Origin of the sequence: Ochrobactrum sp. A-1, from assembly GCF_022488005.1 — a bacterium.
In the GTDB taxonomy this organism is placed as follows: Bacteria; Pseudomonadota; Alphaproteobacteria; order Rhizobiales; family Rhizobiaceae; genus Brucella.
Genome location: NZ_JAKVQC010000004.1, coordinates 945,846 through 964,136 on the forward strand (window position 1 = coordinate 945,846; position 18,291 = coordinate 964,136).

The following is an 18,291-nucleotide window of genomic DNA, read 5'->3' on the forward strand; positions in this document are numbered from 1 at the left end:
ATCTTCACCGGCTTGATCAGGCGGTGCGCGTCGTGCCGCTATCCTGACGCATCAGATAGAGCGATGCACCAACGATCAGGACAACTCCCGGCCAGAAATTGATGCTTGGCGTGGCAGCAAACACGATCCAGCCGAAAATCACGTTGATCGGCAGCCTCAGATCGTCGAACGGCTGCAGGTAGACAGCGTCCGCCACCGCATAGGCTGCCGTCTGGAAATATTGTGCCAGAGCCGTGAAAGCGCCGATGATGACCAATATGGACCAGATTTCGATGGTCGGTGCGGTGATTGCGGACATGCCCAAGCCGGACGCCAGCCAAAGGGCAGCGTTGATGGGCGTGAGAAGCACCAGCATATAGGCCGAAATGCTGGCAGGCTTTTCGAAACGGGTCAGATATTTGGTCATCACCGAATATCCCGCCCAAAGTGCCGCGGCGAGGACGGGCAGCAGTGAATAGACCGTATAGGAATCCGACCAGGGTGCGATGATGATCAAGGCTCCGACAAATCCGGTGAATGTGGTCATCAGGCGTGTTGGCGTGACCTTTTCCCGCAGAAACAGTCGTGCACACAGGATGACGAAGAAGGGTGAGGTCATGGACAGGGCGACCACCTGCCAGATCGGCACATGGGTCAGAGCGTAAATCCAGACCTGTACGCCAGCGGCAGCCAGCGCGACGCGAATGACGTGAAGACCGAAATGGCTGGTGCGTAAGGTTCTCGCGCCATCGCGAACGAGCAGGGGCAAGGTCAGCACCAGCGCGATCACATATTGCCAGAAGGCGATGATGACGGATGGAATGCCGGTGCGTGTTCCGGCCCATTGGGTGGCGACATTGACGGCGGCATAGGCCGAACAGGCCGCAACCATCAGTGCTGCTCCGCGCACGGTGGGTTTCAAAGTTGGGGTAGAGGCAAGTTGGCTCAACGGTTTCGTCCCTTTTTTAAGCCTGTTACCTCAGGGTACGGGAAGAAAAACTGCAAGACGAAGACGGCAAGCCGCTCAGCCGAGCATGATTCCAACCTCGTTCTCTCTCATCCGGACTATGACCGTCGGCTTCGGATTTGCACCGAATCTGCTGACCCTGTCACGTTTGCCGTGTCAGGCGCTCGCGGGCTTCGGGTGTTTCACCCGTTACCGCCGGTGGGGAGTTTCGCCCCGCCCTGAGAACTGGATATTTCTTTGCGTCGAAAGGCATCAGGATGCTTCCGGCGCGGGCTGTAGTTAGGTTACGCTTTCCCATAAAGCAAGATGCACAGTAGGTTCAGCCTGTTTGTCCGGCAATCACAATTGGGTGCGGGCAATACGGTTCCTTTGATGGGCCATCCATGGGAAAAGCATGGACGTATCGGAAACTCTCTTTTAGAAACTCGTGACGGAGTTGATCGGGAGAGGGTCTGGCTCCGCATGGTTCTGGGAGGAATGATGAGCACCAACGCAGTCCCCACGCAGTTTTCGCATGACCATCCGCTGTGGCAACCGGATGCGGGACGCATTGCCGCCAGCAATCTGGAACAATTCCGCATTCGTGCAGAACAGCGCACGGGCTTGAGCTCGCCGGATTATGCCGCGCTGCATCGCTGGTCTGTCGAGGATCGCGCCGGGTTCTGGCAGCTGGTATGGGATTTCTGCGAGGTTATCGGTGAGCGTGGCAACGTGGCCCTCATCGATAAAGGCCATATGCGCGAGGCGAAATTCTTCCCCGAGGCGCGGCTCAACTTTGCCGAAAACCTGTTGCGTCATCACGGCGGAGAGGAAGCCATCGTCTTTCGCGGTGAGGACAAGGTCGAGCGCCGCCTGACATGGGACGATCTTCATGCGCTGGTCTCGAAGCTGCAGCAATTCATGCTGGCGGAGGGTGTTCAGCCGGGCGACCGTGTGGCGGGCATGATGCCCAATATGCCCGAGGCGGTGGCCCTGATGCTGGCCGCTTCGTCCATCGGCGCGGTATGGTCTTCCTGTTCGCCGGACTTTGGTGCGCAGGGTGTACTGGATCGTTTCGGCCAGATCGAACCGAAGCTCTTTTTCGCCTGCGATGGCTACTGGTATAATGGCAAGCGCATCGACGTTGCCGACAAGGTTGCTGAAGTGACGGCAAAACTGCCGGGGCTGAAGCGTGCGGTTATCGTTACCTATCTTGGTGAAGCGGAAGCCGTCGCCGACAAGGCGGAAAAGGGCATTGCGCTTTACGCGGCTCTGGAACCGTTCAACGCCAGGGACGTGGAATTCACGCGGCTCCCCTTCGATCATCCGCTTTATATCCTGTTTTCTTCCGGCACGACGGGCATACCGAAATGCATCGTGCACCGGGCTGGCGGCGTGCTGCTGCAGCACCTGAAGGAACACCGTTTGCACGCCGATATTCGCGACGGCGACCGTTTCTTCTATTTCACCACATGCGGCTGGATGATGTGGAACTGGCTTGCGTCGGGCATCGCCTCCGGTGCCACATTGCTGCTTTATGACGGCTCGCCCTTCTATCCTGATGGCAATGTGCTGTTCGATTATGCCGCCGCCGAAGGCATGACCTATTTCGGTACGTCGGCGAAATTCATCGACGCCGTTTTGAAAGCCGGATTGAAACCCGGCGAAACGCATGATCTGTCGGCACTGCGTACCGTCTCCTCGACCGGCTCGCCGCTATCGCCGGAAGGCTTTGCCTTCGTCTATGAGGCGATCAAACCCAATGTGCATCTTGCGTCCATTTCCGGCGGTACGGATATTGTGTCCTGCTTTGTGCTGGGCGTTCCGACCGAACCGGTCTGGCTGGGTGAAATTCAGGGCGCTGGCCTTGGCATGGCCGTCGATGTCTGGAACGACGATGGCAAGCCGGTGCGCGGTGAAAAAGGCGAACTGGTCTGCACCAGGGCATTCCCCTGCATGCCGCTGCAATTCTGGAACGATCCCGAGGGTGCTAAATATCAGGCCGCCTATTTCGAGCGTTTCGACAATATCTGGTGCCACGGCGATTTTGCCGAATGGACCAAGCATGATGGCATCGTCATCCATGGTCGTTCGGATGCGACGCTCAATCCCGGCGGCGTGCGTATCGGTACGGCGGAGATTTATAATCAGGTCGAGCAGATGCCGGAGATCGCCGAGGCGCTCTGCATCGGGCAGGATTGGGACAAGGATGTGCGGGTGGTGCTGTTCGTGCGGCTCGCGGAAGGTGTGGCGCTGGACGACGACCTCAAGGCGCGGATCAAGATCAAAATCCGCACCGGGGCGACACCGCGTCACGTTCCGGCGAAGATCGTTGCGGTTGCGGATATTCCGCGCACCAAATCGGGAAAGATCGTTGAACTTGCTGTGCGCGATATCGTGCACGGGCGCGACGTGAAGAACCGCGAGGCACTGGCCAACCCGGAAGCGCTGGAGCTTTATCGGGATATTGTAGAGCTTCAAGGAGATTGATTTGGTTGCCGGATAACGAGCGCAACAAAATTTCGTTATCCGGTAATAAATAGCCACAGAACGCCACGCAAAGCCATTGCCTATTTGAAATTCACGGGACACTCTGGCCTGAACATAGCCCATCGCGAAAGCGGTGGTTGCCGGGCAGAACTTGTGGAGGACGAGTATGTTTGCATCGGGCATCAATTTCGGTCTTGGCGAGGAGATCGAAGCCCTTCGCGATACGGTGCGCCGTTTTGCGGAAAGCCGCATTGCGCCGCTGGCCGCTGAAACCGATCGCAACAATGCATTTCCCATGCATCTTTGGCGTGAACTGGGTGAGCTTGGCGTACTCGGCATTACGGCGCCCGAAGACTATGGCGGCGCCGGCATGGGTTATCTCGCCCATTGCGTGGCGATGGAAGAAATCAGCCGCGCTTCCGCTTCCATCGGCCTCAGCTATGGCGCCCATTCCAATCTCTGCGTCAATCAGATCAAGCGAAACGGTTCTCCCGAGCAGCGCGCGAAATATCTGCCCAAGCTCATTTCCGGCGAGCATGTCGGCGCGCTCGCCATGTCCGAGCCGGGCGCTGGTTCCGACGTTGTTTCGATGAAGCTTACCGCCGAAAAGCGCGGTGATCGCTATATTCTCAACGGCAACAAGATGTGGATCACCAACGGCCCGGATGCCGATGTGCTGGTGGTCTATGCCAAGACTGATCCGGCTGCGGGTCCGCGTGGCATCAGCGCCTTCATCATTGAAAAAGGTTTCAAGGGATTTTCGACGGCGCAGAAACTCGACAAGCTCGGCATGCGCGGCTCCAACACCTGCGAACTGGTGTTCGAGGATTGTGAAGTGCCTGCCGAAAACCTGCTCGGGACAGAAGGCAAGGGCGTCAATGTGCTGATGTCCGGTCTCGACTATGAACGCGTGGTGCTGGCGGGTGGTCCGCTCGGCATCATGGCGGCCTGTCTCGATGTCGTCGTGCCCTATGTGCATGAGCGCAAGCAGTTCGACCAGCCGATTGGCGAGTTCCAGTTGATGCAGGGCAAGCTTGCCGACATGTATGTAATCTTCAACGCCTCGCGCGCTTATGTCTATGCCGTAGCCGCAGCCTGCGATCGGGGCGAGACGTCGCGCAAGGATGCGGCGGGCTGCATTCTCTATACGGCTGAAAATGCCACGCAGATGGCCTTGCAGGCGATACAGGCGCTGGGCGGCAACGGCTATATCAACGATTATCCGACAGGACGTCTTTTGCGTGATGCCAAGCTTTATGAGATCGGTGCGGGGACGTCGGAAATCCGGCGCATGCTGATCGGACGGGAACTCTTTCAGGAGACCCGTTGATGCCGGTCCTGAAATCGGAAATCTCGACGCGCAGCGCCAGCTTCGAGGCCAACCGCAAGGCGATGCTGGCGGCAATCGATACCGTGGCCGAGGCATCTCGCCTTGCCATTGACGGCGGCGGGGAAAAGGCGCGCGAGCGCCATGTTGCACGCGGAAAACTGCTCCCGCGTGAGCGTGTCGCGCAATTGCTCGATCCGGGTTCCCCTTTTCTCGAAGTGGGGCTGACGGCAGCGCATGGCATGTATGGCGGCGCGGCCCCTTCCGGCGGGATCATCACCGGCATCGGGCGCGTATCGGGCCGCGAATGCATGATCGTGTGTAACGATGCGACAGTGAAGGGCGGCACCTATTACCCGGTAACGGTAAAGAAGCATCTGCGCGCACAGGATATTGCGGGCGAAAACCGTCTGCCCTGCATTTATCTGGTCGATTCCGGCGGCGCGAACCTGCCCAATCAGGACGAGGTTTTCCCGGATCGCGACCATTTCGGACGCATCTTCTATAATCAGGCGCAGATGTCGGCAGCGGGCATTCCGCAGGTGGCGGTCGTCATGGGTTCGTGTACGGCAGGCGGTGCTTACGTGCCTGCCATGAGCGACGAAACGGTGATCGTGCGGGGCCAGGGCACGATCTTTCTGGCTGGCCCGCCGCTGGTGAAGGCCGCGACCGGCGAAGTGGTGACGGCGGAAGATCTCGGCGGCGGCGATGTGCATACAAGGCTGTCCGGCGTGGTCGATCATCTGGCCAATGACGATGCCCATGCCTTGCAGATCGCCCGCGCCATTGCCGCTAATCTCAACAGCGAAAAGCGCAGTTTCATCCCGCGCGGCTATGGCGCTGCCCCGCTTTACGATCCGGAGGAAATTTTGGGGCTAGTTTCCGCCGATACGCGCATTCCTTATGACGTGCGCGAAGTGATCGCACGGCTGGTCGACGGTTCGGATTTCGATGAGTTCAAGGCGCGCTACGGCACCACGCTTGTCTGCGGTTTTGCCAGCGTCTACGGGATGCCGGTTGGCGTCATCGCCAATAATGGCGTGCTGTTCTCCGAAGCGGCTCTGAAGGGCGCACATTTCATCGAGCTTTGCTGCCAGCGCAATGTTCCGCTGGTATTTTTGCAAAATATCACCGGTTTCATGGTCGGGCGCAAATATGAGGCCGAAGGCATCGCCAAGCACGGCGCCAAGCTGGTGACGGCGGTGGCGACGGCCAATGTGCCGAAGATCACCATGCTGATCGGCGCATCCTATGGCGCGGGCAATTACGGCATGGCGGGGCGGGCCTATTCGCCGCGCTTCCTGTGGACCTGGCCGAACAGCCGCATTGCGGTGATGGGCGGCGAACAGGCGGCTGGCGTGCTGGCAACCGTCAAGCGCGACGGGATCGAGCGCACCGGCGGCACATGGTCGGCGGAAGAGGAAGCGGAGTTCAAGCGCCCGACGCTGGAGATGTTCGAGCGCCAGAGCCACCCGCTCTATGCCTCGGCGCGGCTTTGGGATGACGGCATCGTCGATCCGCGCAAGAGCCGCGAAGTGCTGGGACTATCGCTTTCCGCCACGCTGAATGCGCCGGTCGAGCCGACGCGTTTTGGCATCTTCAGAATGTAGGAAGACAATCAGATGTTCAAAAAGATACTGATTGCCAATCGCGGAGAAATTGCCTGCCGGGTCATTCGCACGGCGCGCAAGCTTGGCATTGCCACCGTCGCGATCTATTCCGATGCCGACGCCCAAGCGCTGCATGTGGAGATGGCCGACGAGGCGGTGCGTGTCGGCCCTGCCATTTCTGCGCAAAGCTATCTGAACGTCGAGGCTATCATCAAGGCTGCGAAGGAAACCGGCGCGGAGGCAATCCATCCGGGCTATGGGTTTCTCTCCGAAAATGCCGGTTTCGTGGATGCGGTCGTAGCCGCAGGGCTTGTCTTCATAGGCCCATCGGCCAAGGCCATTCGCGCCATGGGGCTGAAGGATGCCGCCAAGGCGCTGATGGAAAAGGCGAGCGTGCCTGTCGTTCCGGGCTATCACGGCGATAATCAGGATGGAGCATTCCTTAAAAGCGAGGCCGACCGAATCACCTATCCCGTGCTCATCAAGGCGCGGGCGGGTGGCGGCGGCAAGGGCATGCGCCGCGTCGATCAGGCAGCGGATTTCTCAGCGGCACTGGACAGCGCGCGCCGCGAGGCGGAAGCCTCTTTCGGCGATAGCGCCGTGCTGGTGGAAAAATACATGGCGAAACCGCGCCATATCGAGGTGCAGGTCTTTGGCGACAGTCACGGCAATGCGGTGCATCTTTTCGAGCGTGATTGCTCGCTGCAGCGCCGCCACCAGAAGGTCATCGAGGAAGCGCCTGCGCCCGGCATGACCCCGGATATGCGTGCGGCCATGGGCGAAGCGGCGGTGAAGGCGGCATTGGCGATTGGCTATTCCGGAGCTGGCACGGTGGAGTTCATCGCCGATGTTTCGGAAGGGCTGCGGCCTGACCGCTTCTTCTTCATGGAAATGAATACGCGGCTACAGGTCGAACATCCGGTGACGGAAGCGATCACCGGGCTTGATCTGGTCGAATGGCAATTGCGCGTGGCTGCCGGCCAGACGCTGCCGAAGCGTCAGGACGAGCTTTCCATCAACGGCTGGGCTTTCGAGGCTCGGCTTTATGCGGAAGACCCCGCGCGGGATTTCCTGCCTGCAACCGGCAAGCTTGCCCTGTTCGCGCCGCCTGAAAATGCGCGTGTCGATTCCGGTGTTCGAACCGGCGACACGATCGTGCCGTTCTACGATCCGATGATCGCCAAGATCATCGCCCATGGCGCAACGCGCGATGAAGCGCTGAACCGGCTTGATGCGGCATTAAACAAGACCCGGATTGCGGGCCTCGTTACCAATCGCCAGTTCCTGTCGGCCCTTTGCAAGCTTGAAGCTTTCCGCACCGGCGATGTCGATACCGGCCTGATTGCACGCGAGACGTCGGCGCTTTTCACGGATGAGCAGCCTTCCGATATCGCCATTGCGCTGGCCGCACTCGGCGCGCTCGACCTGCTGGATGCGCCACAAGAAGGCGACCCATGGTCGAGCCTGCGCGGGTTCAAGCTTTGGGGCGAGGCATCGCGTTCGGTTCTGATCGATCATCATGGCGAGCGTCACACGGTCAGCTTCACGACCAGGGGCGACAGGCATTTCGGCTTTGCTTTCGGCACCATCGAAATTCGTGAGCATAAGAACGGGCAGGTTCGCTTTGCTGTCGATGGTCGTGTGTCGGAAGCGTCCGTCCTGCGCATCGGGCACGATGTGACGGTGCAACTCGAAGGTCGCGACACCATATTTCATCATGTGCAGTCTGTTGGCGCGGAAGAGGACGCCTCAAGCGAAAGCCGTATCCTGTCACCGATGCCGGGATTGGTGCGACTGGTTTCGGTCGTGGAAGGCGCCAATGTCGCCAAGGGCGATTCGCTGGTGACGATGGAGGCGATGAAGATGGAACTGTCACTGACCGCGCCGCGCGACGGCAAGGTTGCGTCCGTAAGCGTTATAGCGGGCGATCAGGTCAATGAAGGCGCATTGCTGGTTGAACTGGAGGAAGAACATGGCTGAACACGTAGAAATCGTTGAAATGGCTGCGCGTGATGGCCTGCAGAATGAAAAGCGTTTTGTGCCGACGGCCGACAAGATCGCGCTGATCGACCGCCTGTCGGACTGCGGCTATGCCCGCATAGAGACGACGAGTTTCGTCAGCCCCAAATGGGTGCCGCAGCTGGCCGATGCCGCGCAAGTCATGGCCGGAATCCGCCGCGCCGATGGTGTGCGTTATTCGGTCCTCGTGCCCAATATGAAGGGCTATGAGGCTGCTGCCGCTGCAAATGTCGATGAAATCGCGGTTTTCATTTCCGCCTCGGAAGGCTTTTCGAAAGCCAATATCAATTGCTCAATCGCCGAAAGTATCGAGCGGCTGTCTCCTGTCATCGGTGCCGCCATCAATGATGGCCTTGCCATTCGCGGCTATGTGAGCTGCGTGGTCGAATGCCCCTATGACGGGCCGGTGGCCCCGCAAGCGGTAGCCGATGTGACTGAGCAACTCTTCTCGCTCGGCTGTCATGAGGTAAGCCTTGGCGATACGATCGGGCGCGGCACGCCGGACAAGGTTGCAGCCATGCTCGATGCGGTGCTGGCCATTGCGCCCGCGCACAGCCTTGCCGGCCATTATCACGACACGGGAGGGCGTGCGCTCGACAATATCCGCGTTAGTCTCGAAAAAGGCTTGCGGGTGTTCGATGCTTCGGTCGGCGGGCTCGGCGGCTGTCCATTCGCACCGGGCGCCAAGGGCAATGTCGATACGGTTTCCGTTGTCGAAATGCTGCATGGATTGGGTTTTGAAACCAGCCTTGATCTGGACAAGCTAAAGTCGGCGGCCTTGTTCGCCCAGGCTCTTCGTCAGGATAAGGCCGCATGAACGACTTCAAGACGATCCGAATTTCCATTGATAAGCGCGGCGTCGCGATGCTGACGCTTGACCGGCCCGAACAGCACAATGCGCTGTCCGGCCGGATGATTGACGAGCTTCTGACGGCGACGCTGCATCTTGCGGATAATGACGCCGTGCGCCTCGTGGTCCTGACCGGCAATGGCACAAGTTTTTGTGCGGGCGGTGACCTTGGATGGATGCAGGAACAGGTGAAAGCCACGCGCGCGCAGCGCATCGAGGAAGCGCGCAAGCTTGCCCTCATGCTGAAAGCACTGCGCGATCTTCCAAAACCGCTGATCGGGCGCATCAATGGGCAGGCCTATGGTGGCGGTGTCGGCCTCATCAGCGTGTGCGATGCGGCCATTGCTGCATCCGGCGCACGCTTCGGCCTGACGGAGACGAAGCTCGGCCTGATACCGGCCACCATCAGCCCCTATGTGGTGGCGCGCATCGGGCAGGCAAATGCGCTGCGCACATTCACCTCGGCGCGGCTCTTCGATGCCGAGGAAGCGCGGCGGATCGGGCTGGTGCACGACGTGGTCGAGGCGGAGCGTCTTGATGCAGCGGTGGAGACGGAGATCAAACCCTATTTTGCCACCGCGCCCGCAGCGGTTGCCGCCTCCAAGAGGCTGGTTCATGCGCTGGGCGCGCCGATAGACGAGGCCGTCATCGAAATGACGCTGACCCGTCTTGCCGATACATGGGAAACGCCAGAGGCCGCGGAGGGAATCGCGGCCTTTTTTGCGAAGAAATCACCATCATGGAAGGGAGGGAACTAAGACTTTGGGAGGAGCCGATTTTCGTTGTAGTTGCGGGTACTTGGCGCTTGCAATCGAAAGCCGGAAATGCATTCTTATTACATCATGAAAGCGCGCTCCCGGTCTGGAGCATGATTCCGAAAGGGCGGATGCAATTTCGGATAATATTATGGCTCCAGCCTCTTCAACGAGTGGGACAGCGTGCTTTTGGATTGACCCTTTGAGATCATGCGATGAACAAAAGGGAGGGCCCGGCAATTCGGCAGCGCGGATGCGCTGAGATTTGACCGGCAAGGGTTGTCTCGGGGCCGTCGGAGGACGCTGCCCCACCAAAGGAGAAAAAGAATGAACCTGAAACTTCTGTCCAGCGTGGCTTTCGCAGCTACACTCGGCTTTGCCAGCGCCGCTTATGCAGACATCACCATCGGCGTCGTTGCACCGCTGACAGGTCCTGTCGCCGCTTTCGGTGACCAGGTGAAGAAGGGCGCGGAAACCGCCGTTGAAGTCATCAACAAGGCAGGCGGCATCAAGGGCGAGAAAGTCGTTCTGAAGTTTGCCGACGATGCCGGTGAACCGAAGCAGGGTGTTTCCGCCGCCAACCAGATCGTCGGTGACGGCATCAAGTTCGTCGTCGGCCCGGTCACGACCGGCGTTGCCATCCCTGTTTCCGACGTGTTCTCGGAAAATGGCGTCCTGATGGTCACCCCGACCGCCACCGGCCCGGATCTGACCGCCCGCAATCTGGAAAACGTGTTCCGCACCTGCGGTCGCGACGATCAGCAGGCTGAAGTCATGGCCGACTATGTCCTGAAGAACATGAAGGACAAGAAGGTCGCCGTGATCCACGACAAGGGCGCCTATGGCAAGGGTCTGGCCGACGCTTTCAAGGCGGCGATCAACAAGGGCGGCATCACCGAAGTCCATTATGATTCGGTCACGCCGGGCGACAAGGATTTCAGCGCGCTCGTCACCAAGCTGAAGTCGGCTGGCACTGACGTCGTTTATTTCGGTGGCTACCATGCCGAAGGTGGCCTCCTGTCGCGTCAGCTTCATGATGCTGGCATGCAGGCACTGGTGCTTGGCGGCGAAGGCCTGTCCAACACTGAATATTGGGCAATCGGCGGCACCAATGCACAGGGCACGCTCTTCACCAATGCCAAGGATGCCACCAAGAACCCGGCTTCCAAGGATGCTATCGAAGCGCTCAAGGCCAAGGGCATCCCGGCTGAAGCCTTCACCATGAATGCTTATGCTGCTGTGGAAGTCATCAAGGCTGGTATCGAGAGCGCAGGTTCGGCTGACGATTCCGCGGCGGTTGCCAAGGCGCTGCATGACGGCAAGCCGATCGAAACCGCTATCGGCACGCTGACCTATGGCGCAAACGGCGACCTTAGCTCACCAAGCTTCGACATCTTCAAGTGGGATGACGGCAAGATCGTCGGCCTCGAATAAGATCGCCATGGTTTTAAGATAGAAAAACGCCGGGGATTATCCCCGGCGTTTTGCATTTGTGAAGCTGAAGCCACGTTAGGGCGGTTCCGGTTGACACGGAATCACCGGAACCGCTCTAACTATTTGTTATGTCGGATTATCCCACGCAAAACCGCTTCGCACTTTTGCTGGAAATGCTCTAGGAACCTGTATAGCCGAGTTCCGCCTCAATGGCCTCGAATGTCTTTTCCATCGCGTAGGTGGGGCTGAGGGGAAAGCCGAAATGCCCGTAGGCAATGGACATTTGTCGTTCGGCCTTGCTCTCGCTGCCCTTCGCGACTGCCGCCACGTAGAGCGCCGCAGCCAGGCCGGTGCGGTCAGAGCCGGATTTGCAATGGATGAGCACCGGCTTTTCCGCATTCTGCATCAGCGCGATCAGCTGTCTGGTTTGCGCGTGGGTCAGTTCCCGTCTCGATGACATCTCGAAATCCACGTGCTTGATGCCGAGCGTTTCTGTAGCTGCAATTTCTTCGTCATACCATTTCGAGCCCGGCTCGGGGCCGCGCAGATTGATGATGGTCTTGATACCGTAAAGCTTTTGCAGGGAGGCGATGCGCGCCGGGTCGGGCTGGTTGGAACGATAGGCCTGGCCGTCGATGATGGTGTGAATGTTGCCTTTATATTGCAGCGTATAAAGATATCCCCCCATGACGCTCAAGCCGATGAGCAGCCCAAGCCCGGCCAGGCGAGCGTAGGTGAAGGACCAATCGACATATTTCCGAAAGAACGACATAGGGACCTCATCCAAACGAAAGCAAATAATAAAATAAACCTGATTGAAAATTTCTTCTTGGTTTCCGGAGGAAATATACTAAGATTTGGACTTAATCTTGTTCGAGAAAGCAAGAGTTCCATTTTTTGTGTTTAAGTTATTTTTAAAGCGAGTCCCGCGCATATGTGCGGGAAAGTTGTTGGAGCAAGCGTCTGCGTCAGTTTGTGGTGTCAGTAAATCGGGTTGGTTTTTCGGGGCTTAAGCTTCGGTTAACCATGACTGTTTAATCTACGATCATGTGCTGGGGCAGTTAGCGGAGCAGGTTTATGCAGCGCTATAGATTTGACGATAAACGAATTCTGATCGAGGCGATTGTTGAGCTACTCAACAGGGGCGTAGAGCCCGACGAGCTCGATCTCGTGCTGAGCCGGATCGGTCCGGTTGATCTTGATTTGATGCGGCAATGCCTGATCGAGGTTTGGAACTACAACCATCCTGACGTGGCAGAAACGCCGATGGCGGCCTGACCGACAGTCGAGGCGGCCGAGACGGGAATGCAAGCGGCAATCTGCGTAGGCAGTTTGGCGCAGATGGATTGGGCGTGGATGAGATGCCCAGACAAGAATACGGCAGCTTCAGGCAACGGCTTGCGTGTCGAAACTGTCGGGGCAGGGCCGGGTTGAACCGGTTTTGGAGCAATCTGGCTGCTGCCCGCAATGTCATATTCCTGAAATGCAGACGGGTTATATCCATATGCGTATCGGGAATTCACTTGGGATCGTGACCACGGATGTACTGGCACAAACTCAGGTGAAAGCGGAAGGTCGGGTTCAACCCGGCCTTTTTCGTTTTGGAATCTCCCTGGAAGGCGCGAGACAGCTGCGCCGGGGCCAGGTCCCGTCAGGCAGGTGAATGCACGTCAGAAAGCTGCTCCAGCTTGAACGGCAGACGAGTTCCTGTCGAATAGGCAAGGAACCGAGAAATGGCTTCCGATGCTGATCCTGATGTTGCTCCGTTCCACCGGATGTAGCGGAAGCATTTTCTCTGCCTGATAAATACCCTATGAGAGAAGTTGCATGCCGCCATTTCCAGAGGCGGTGCGATCCTGTTTTCAATCACGGAAGCAATTCATGATACGCCATATCGTTCTCGTCAAATTCAAACCGGAACTTGAAGCCGCGCAGATCGAAGAAAAACTGCAGGCCGTCGTGGGCCTCAAGGACAAGATCGGCGGTATCCTGTCCATTACCGCTGGCGAAAACAACAGTCCGGAAAATCTCGAAAAGGGTTTCCGGCACGGTTTCGTCGTCGATTTCACCGATGGCGCGGCGCGCGACGCCTATCTTCCGCATCCCGAACACGCGAAGGTTGGCCAAAGCCTCGTTGAAGCGGCCGAAGGCGGCATCGCGGGCATACTGGTTTTTGATTACGCGATCTGAGATTGACTGTAGCCGTATAGCGCGCCGGTGCCAGTTAAAGCACCAGCCCACCGACGCCTAAGCGGGAAAGATCGTCGGCGGAAAGGGTAATCCCCGCCATCAGGCGATCCAGCACCCAGTCGAGGCTGTTTTCACGGGCGCTGCGGGCCGAGCCGGGAGCGGCGACAATATATTTGCCGTCGTGCCGGCCCAGAACCAGCAGATTACCGGGATCGACCGGCATGCCGATGCGCAGGATTTCGCCGCCCGACATGCGGATCGACTGCGGAACGATATCCGCCTCGTCGGCAACTGCCGAAGCGCTAAAAATCACGACGATGTCGCAGGCCGGGCTGACTTCCATGATCGCTGCTGCCAGTGCTGACTGATCGTGCGCAACACGTTTTTCGCAAACAAGCGCCCCGCCATTTCTTGTAGCCCGCTTTTCCATCAGTTCGCGGGTCTTCTCAAGGACCGTCTCGCGTATCGACGGGAGGCGCGACTGGATCAGCCCGATCCGCGCGCCATTGAAGGGATAGACGTGCAGCGCAGGCCGCGCATCAAGCCCGATCTCCTGCAACAGGGTCTCCGGCACAGCAAAAGGAATGATCTTGACGGTCGCGATCATCTGCCCGGCTTCCACGCGCGTATGATTACGCAATGTGGCCACCGAAATGCGAGGATCATGTGCATTGATTGCATCGATACATGCGACATTTGCAGAAAATACGCCGTTCTTCCGGGCATGCAGGTTGACCCGCCCGGTTGTGGCATTGCCGATCTCTGCTTCGGCAGAGGCAAGCATGCGCCCAACGGCGAGTGCGGCCTCGTCCTCGCCGATGTCCCCCTTTTCCAGGCGAGCGGCCAGAACTGAGCTGACACCCGCCTCCCGCAACATGGCGAGATTGAGAGCATCGAGAACCGTGCCTTTGCGTAAAGTGAGCGCGCCTGCCGTCGTCGCATAGCCGAGAATTGCACCTTCGGCCTCATCGAGCGGCATTTCGGCAAATATCATTTTCCCCCCCAATTTCCTCGCGCATTTTCAATAAGCATACATAGCGGGGAAGATAAACATTGTCTGTACGCCCGGCTATTTTGGGAGGGAAGCGTCAGGCTTGGTACGCTTTTCGAAAACCGTTTCACACTTTTGGGAATGCGCGTAATCCGCGGTGAATTCAGTAAATTCCCATCACGATCCCGTTTATTCATGGGATAAGCGGCAGTTTTCATCTTGCAAACCCCATGCTTTGGGCCTAATCGCTCCGCCGCATCCGACGGTTAGCGATATTTTCGAAACGATCTGTCAGGCGCCGGCCTTTTCCATTGGAGGTCGATGAATTTACCGCATTTATGCATTGCCCAGGATATGGCTTGGAAGACGGCCGAAGACATCGCCGCATCTGCGATCAGGTCGAACTATTTAGACAAAATGCCCAGTTTTAGGCGCGACATTACGATCCAGCACAATTTTCGTCAGACACGTGACAAACGGGATTATTCGTTATAACGGTATTTTTGGAAATTTCAGAATTTACCGAAAACTAGGAAATGACGCATGCGCCGGAGATGACACTCTGCGCGCAGGATGGAAAGACAAATGAAACACGGCACCCCCCGGACGATCGTTTCGTTCGCCGTCTTGGCCCTCACGGCGTTTCTCGCCGGCTGCGAGAACCAGGTCCTGCTCTCCCCGAAAGGGGAAGTCGGCATGGCAGAACGCGATCTCATCCTTTTTGCGACCGGCATCATGCTGCTCGTCGTGCTTCCCGTCATCTTCATGACGCTTTACTTCGCATGGAAGTACCGCGCCTCGAATGAGAAGGCGGATTACCAGCCCGACTGGCACCACTCGACCAAGATCGAGCTTGCCGTCTGGCTCATCCCGATGGCGATCATTGTCGTTCTCGGCACGGTCACCTGGATCAGCACGCACAAGCTCGATCCGTATCGCCCGCTGGAATCGAACGCGAAGCCGATCAATGTCGAAGTCGTCGCGCTCGACTGGAAATGGCTTTTCATCTATCCGGATCAGGGCATCGCCACCGTCAACGAGATGGCAATGCCGGTCGATGTGCCGGTTAACTTCAAGCTGACCTCCAGCAACATCATGAATTCCTTCTTCATCCCGCAGCTCGGCAGTCAGGTCTACACCATGCCAAGCATGCAGACGAAGCTGCATCTGGTAGCCAATCATGCAGGCGAATTCGACGGTATCTCCGCCAACTATAGCGGTCAGGGCTTTGCCCAGATGCGCTTCAAGGCACATGCCTACAATCAGGCCGACTTCGACAAGTGGGTGGCTGATGTGAAGGCAAAGGCCAATGGCGAAGAGCTGAGCCGCGACCGTTATGCCTCGCTGGTCCAGCCGAGCGAGAAGGTTCCGCCGCAGTTCTTCACCTATAGTGACCAGGCGTTGTTCCACAATATCGTGAACCGCTGCTGGGACGGCAAGTCCGTCTGCCTCGACGATGAGATGCATCGTCAACAGATGATCCGCGAAGCGCGCGCCAACCTGCGCAAGTCTTCGCCTGTCGATTTCAGCCAATGGGCAAGCGACATCATCTGCGCAGTCCAGCCGCAGCGCCTTTCGCAGCTCGAAAACTGATGTGCCGATAGGTCCGTGATCTCGAAAGAGGTCACGGCCATCCGCATTCACCCCTTGTTTCACGCGGTTCCGGAAAGATGGCGCTCTTGCGCCGCCCCGGAATTGCTAAAATCGAAGCGTGATAAAAATGTTCGGAAAACTTACGCTCGAAGCGATACCCTATCACGAACCAATCATCATGGTCACTTTGGCCGCGGTGGCTGGCGGGGCGCTCGCTATTCTGGCAGCCATTACTTACTATCGCAAATGGGCTCCGCTCTGGAACGACTGGCTAACGTCGGTCGACCACAAGCGCATTGGCGTGATGTATATCATTCTGGCACTCGTGATGCTGTTCCGCGGCTTCTCGGATGCCGTCATGATGCGCGCTCAGCAGGCCATGGCCTCAGGTGCCAATGAAGGCTTCCTGCCGCCGCACCACTATGACCAGATCTTCACCGCCCATGGCGTGATCATGATCTTCTTCGTGGCGATGCCCTTCATCGTCGGCCTGATGAACTTCGCCGTGCCGCTTCAGATCGGCGCGCGCGACGTGGCTTTCCCCTACCTCAACTCGCTCAGCTTCTGGCTGACGGTTGCCGGTGCGATCCTCATCAACATCTCGCTCGGTGTCGGCGAATTCGCCAAGACCGGCTGGCTGGCCTATCCGCCGCTTTCCGGCAAGGAATTCAGCCCGGATGTCGGGGTGGATTATTATATATGGGCCTTGCAGATTTCCGGTATGGGAACGCTGCTCTCGGGCGTGAACCTCATCACCACCATCATCAAGATGCGCGCGCCCGGCATGGGCATGATGCAGGTTCCGGTCTTCACCTGGACCGCGCTCTGCTCCAACGTGCTGATCGTCGCAGCCTTCCCGATCCTCACCGTCACGCTGGCCCTGCTTTCGCTGGACCGCTATCTGGATTTCCACTTCTTCACCAATGATGCTGGTGGCAATCCGATGATGTATGTGAACCTCATCTGGATCTGGGGACACCCGGAAGTCTATATTCTGGTTCTGCCTTGCTTCGGCATCTTCTCGGAAATCGTGGCGACCTTCTCCGGCAAGCGCCTGTTCGGCTACAAGTCGATGGTTTATGCCACCGTGGCCATCACTATCCTGTCGTTCCTGGTCTGGGTCCACCACTTCTTCACCATGGGTGGTGGCGCCAACGTCAACGCTTTCTTCGGCGTGGCGACCATGATCATCTCGATTCCGACAGGGGCGAAGGTCTTCAACTGGCTCTTCACCATGTATAAGGGCCGCGTTCGCATGGAAACGCCGGTCATGTGGACCATCGGCTTCATGTGCACCTTCGTCGTTGGCGGCATGACGGGCGTTCTGCTCGCAGTTCCGCCGGCAGACTTCGTGCTGCACAACTCGGTGTTCCTGATTGCCCACTTCCATAATGTGATCATCTCGGGCGTTCTGTTCGGCTGCTTTGCCGGTCTCGTCTACTGGTGGCCGAAGGCTTTCGGCTTCAAGCTGAATGAACGTCTGGGCAAGAATGCATTCTGGTGCTGGCTCGTCGGCTTCATCCTGGCCTTCATGCCGCTCTACGTGCTCGGCCTGATGGGCATGACCCGTCGTCTGAACCATACCGAAAATCCGGCATGGCACATCTATCTCATCATTGCCGCCATCGGCGTTGCGATTATCCTGTGCGGTATCGTGTTCCAGGTTCTGCAGATTGCGGTTTCGATCCGCGACCGCGAAAAGCTGCGCGACAACAACGGCGACAGCTGGGGTACGGGCCGTACTCTGGAATGGTCGCTGGCTTCGCCGCCTGCATTCTACAACTTCGCCGAAGTTCCGCATGTGCGCGATCACGACGGCTGGTGGGATATGAAGCAGAACGGCTATGTGCGCCGCACCGAAAAGTTCGCGCGCATCCATATGCCGAAGAACACCGGCACCGGCTTCATCATCGGCATTCTGAACATTCCGCTCGGCTTTGCCTTGGTGTGGCACATCTGGTGGCTGGCAATTGCCTCTGCCCTGGCTGTGCTGGCCGTTGCCATCGCTCACTCCTTCAATAATGACAGAGACTTTTACGTCTCGGCCGAAGAGGTGCAGGAAGTCGAAGACCTCCGTACCCGGCAACTGACTGCTCAGGAGGCCTGA

14 protein-coding genes and 1 riboswitch are annotated in these 18,291 nt (G+C 58.1%); of the genes, 11 read left to right on the forward strand and 3 right to left on the reverse strand.

The window, feature by feature from the left end:
* Positions 1–16: 16 nt before the first annotated feature.
* Positions 17–889, reverse strand: a complete 873-nt coding sequence (locus MKS82_RS14135) for a DMT family transporter (RefSeq protein WP_445558077.1) — start codon at positions 887–889, stop codon at positions 17–19.
* 134 nt (positions 890–1,023) lie between these two features.
* Positions 1,024–1,176: riboswitch (FMN riboswitch) on the reverse strand.
* 250 nt (positions 1,177–1,426) lie between these two features.
* Between MKS82_RS14135 and MKS82_RS14140 the strand changes: the two genes are divergently transcribed.
* From MKS82_RS14140 to MKS82_RS14170, 7 genes are all read left to right on the forward strand, one after another.
* Positions 1,427–3,415 (forward strand): acetoacetate--CoA ligase, encoded by a 1,989-nt coding sequence (locus MKS82_RS14140; RefSeq protein ID WP_109987141.1) that lies wholly within the window; start codon positions 1,427–1,429, stop codon positions 3,413–3,415.
* A 166-nt stretch (positions 3,416–3,581) separates the two neighbouring features.
* On the forward strand, positions 3,582–4,745 hold the full coding sequence (locus tag MKS82_RS14145) for an isovaleryl-CoA dehydrogenase (RefSeq protein ID WP_109987142.1): 1,164 nt from the start codon (positions 3,582–3,584) through the stop codon (positions 4,743–4,745).
* Complete coding sequence (locus MKS82_RS14150; RefSeq protein ID WP_109987143.1) at positions 4,745–6,352, forward strand: carboxyl transferase domain-containing protein; 1,608 nt, start codon at positions 4,745–4,747, stop codon at positions 6,350–6,352. The genes MKS82_RS14145 and MKS82_RS14150 overlap by 1 nt, the downstream gene beginning before the upstream one ends.
* 12 nt (positions 6,353–6,364) lie before the next feature.
* Positions 6,365–8,332, forward strand: a complete 1,968-nt coding sequence (locus MKS82_RS14155; RefSeq protein WP_109987144.1) for an acetyl/propionyl/methylcrotonyl-CoA carboxylase subunit alpha — start codon at positions 6,365–6,367, stop codon at positions 8,330–8,332.
* Complete coding sequence (locus tag MKS82_RS14160; protein ID WP_109987145.1) at positions 8,325–9,188, forward strand: hydroxymethylglutaryl-CoA lyase; 864 nt, start codon at positions 8,325–8,327, stop codon at positions 9,186–9,188. The genes MKS82_RS14155 and MKS82_RS14160 overlap by 8 nt, the downstream gene beginning before the upstream one ends.
* Positions 9,185–9,979 carry a crotonase/enoyl-CoA hydratase family protein gene (locus tag MKS82_RS14165; protein ID WP_109987146.1) on the forward strand — a complete coding sequence of 265 codons (795 nt, stop codon included), beginning with the start codon at positions 9,185–9,187 and terminating at the stop codon, positions 9,977–9,979. The genes MKS82_RS14160 and MKS82_RS14165 overlap by 4 nt, the downstream gene beginning before the upstream one ends.
* Before the next feature lie 324 nt (positions 9,980–10,303).
* Complete coding sequence (locus MKS82_RS14170; protein ID WP_109987147.1) at positions 10,304–11,410, forward strand: branched-chain amino acid ABC transporter substrate-binding protein; 1,107 nt, start codon at positions 10,304–10,306, stop codon at positions 11,408–11,410.
* Positions 11,411–11,588: 178 nt separating this feature from the next.
* On the opposite strand, the gene MKS82_RS14175 is transcribed toward MKS82_RS14170, so the two are convergent.
* Entirely contained in the window at positions 11,589–12,182 is a 594-nt protein-coding gene (locus MKS82_RS14175; protein ID WP_109987148.1) for a tyrosine-protein phosphatase, read from the reverse strand.
* Positions 12,183–12,487: 305 nt separating this feature from the next.
* Here MKS82_RS14175 and MKS82_RS14180 point away from each other — a divergent pair, with 305 nt between their 5' ends.
* Positions 12,488–12,688: a hypothetical protein gene (locus tag MKS82_RS14180; RefSeq protein ID WP_010657850.1), complete on the forward strand. Its 201-nt coding sequence runs from the start codon at positions 12,488–12,490 to the stop codon at positions 12,686–12,688.
* Positions 12,689–13,291: 603 nt separating this feature from the next.
* Complete coding sequence (locus MKS82_RS14185; protein ID WP_109987149.1) at positions 13,292–13,600, forward strand: Dabb family protein; 309 nt, start codon at positions 13,292–13,294, stop codon at positions 13,598–13,600.
* Positions 13,601–13,634: 34 nt separating this feature from the next.
* Here the strand turns inward: MKS82_RS14185 and MKS82_RS14190 are convergent, their stop codons facing one another.
* The gene (locus tag MKS82_RS14190) at positions 13,635–14,594 is read right to left on the reverse strand and encodes a molybdopterin-binding protein (protein WP_109987150.1); all 960 of its coding nucleotides are present in this window, start codon (positions 14,592–14,594) and stop codon (positions 13,635–13,637) included.
* A 582-nt stretch (positions 14,595–15,176) separates the two neighbouring features.
* On the opposite strand from MKS82_RS14190, the gene cyoA reads away from it, so the two are divergent.
* The gene (gene cyoA, locus MKS82_RS14195; RefSeq protein WP_109987151.1) at positions 15,177–16,184 is read left to right on the forward strand and encodes a ubiquinol oxidase subunit II; all 1,008 of its coding nucleotides are present in this window, start codon (positions 15,177–15,179) and stop codon (positions 16,182–16,184) included.
* Between the two features lie 127 nt (positions 16,185–16,311).
* Complete coding sequence (gene cyoB, locus MKS82_RS14200; RefSeq protein ID WP_109987152.1) at positions 16,312–18,291, forward strand: cytochrome o ubiquinol oxidase subunit I; 1,980 nt, start codon at positions 16,312–16,314, stop codon at positions 18,289–18,291.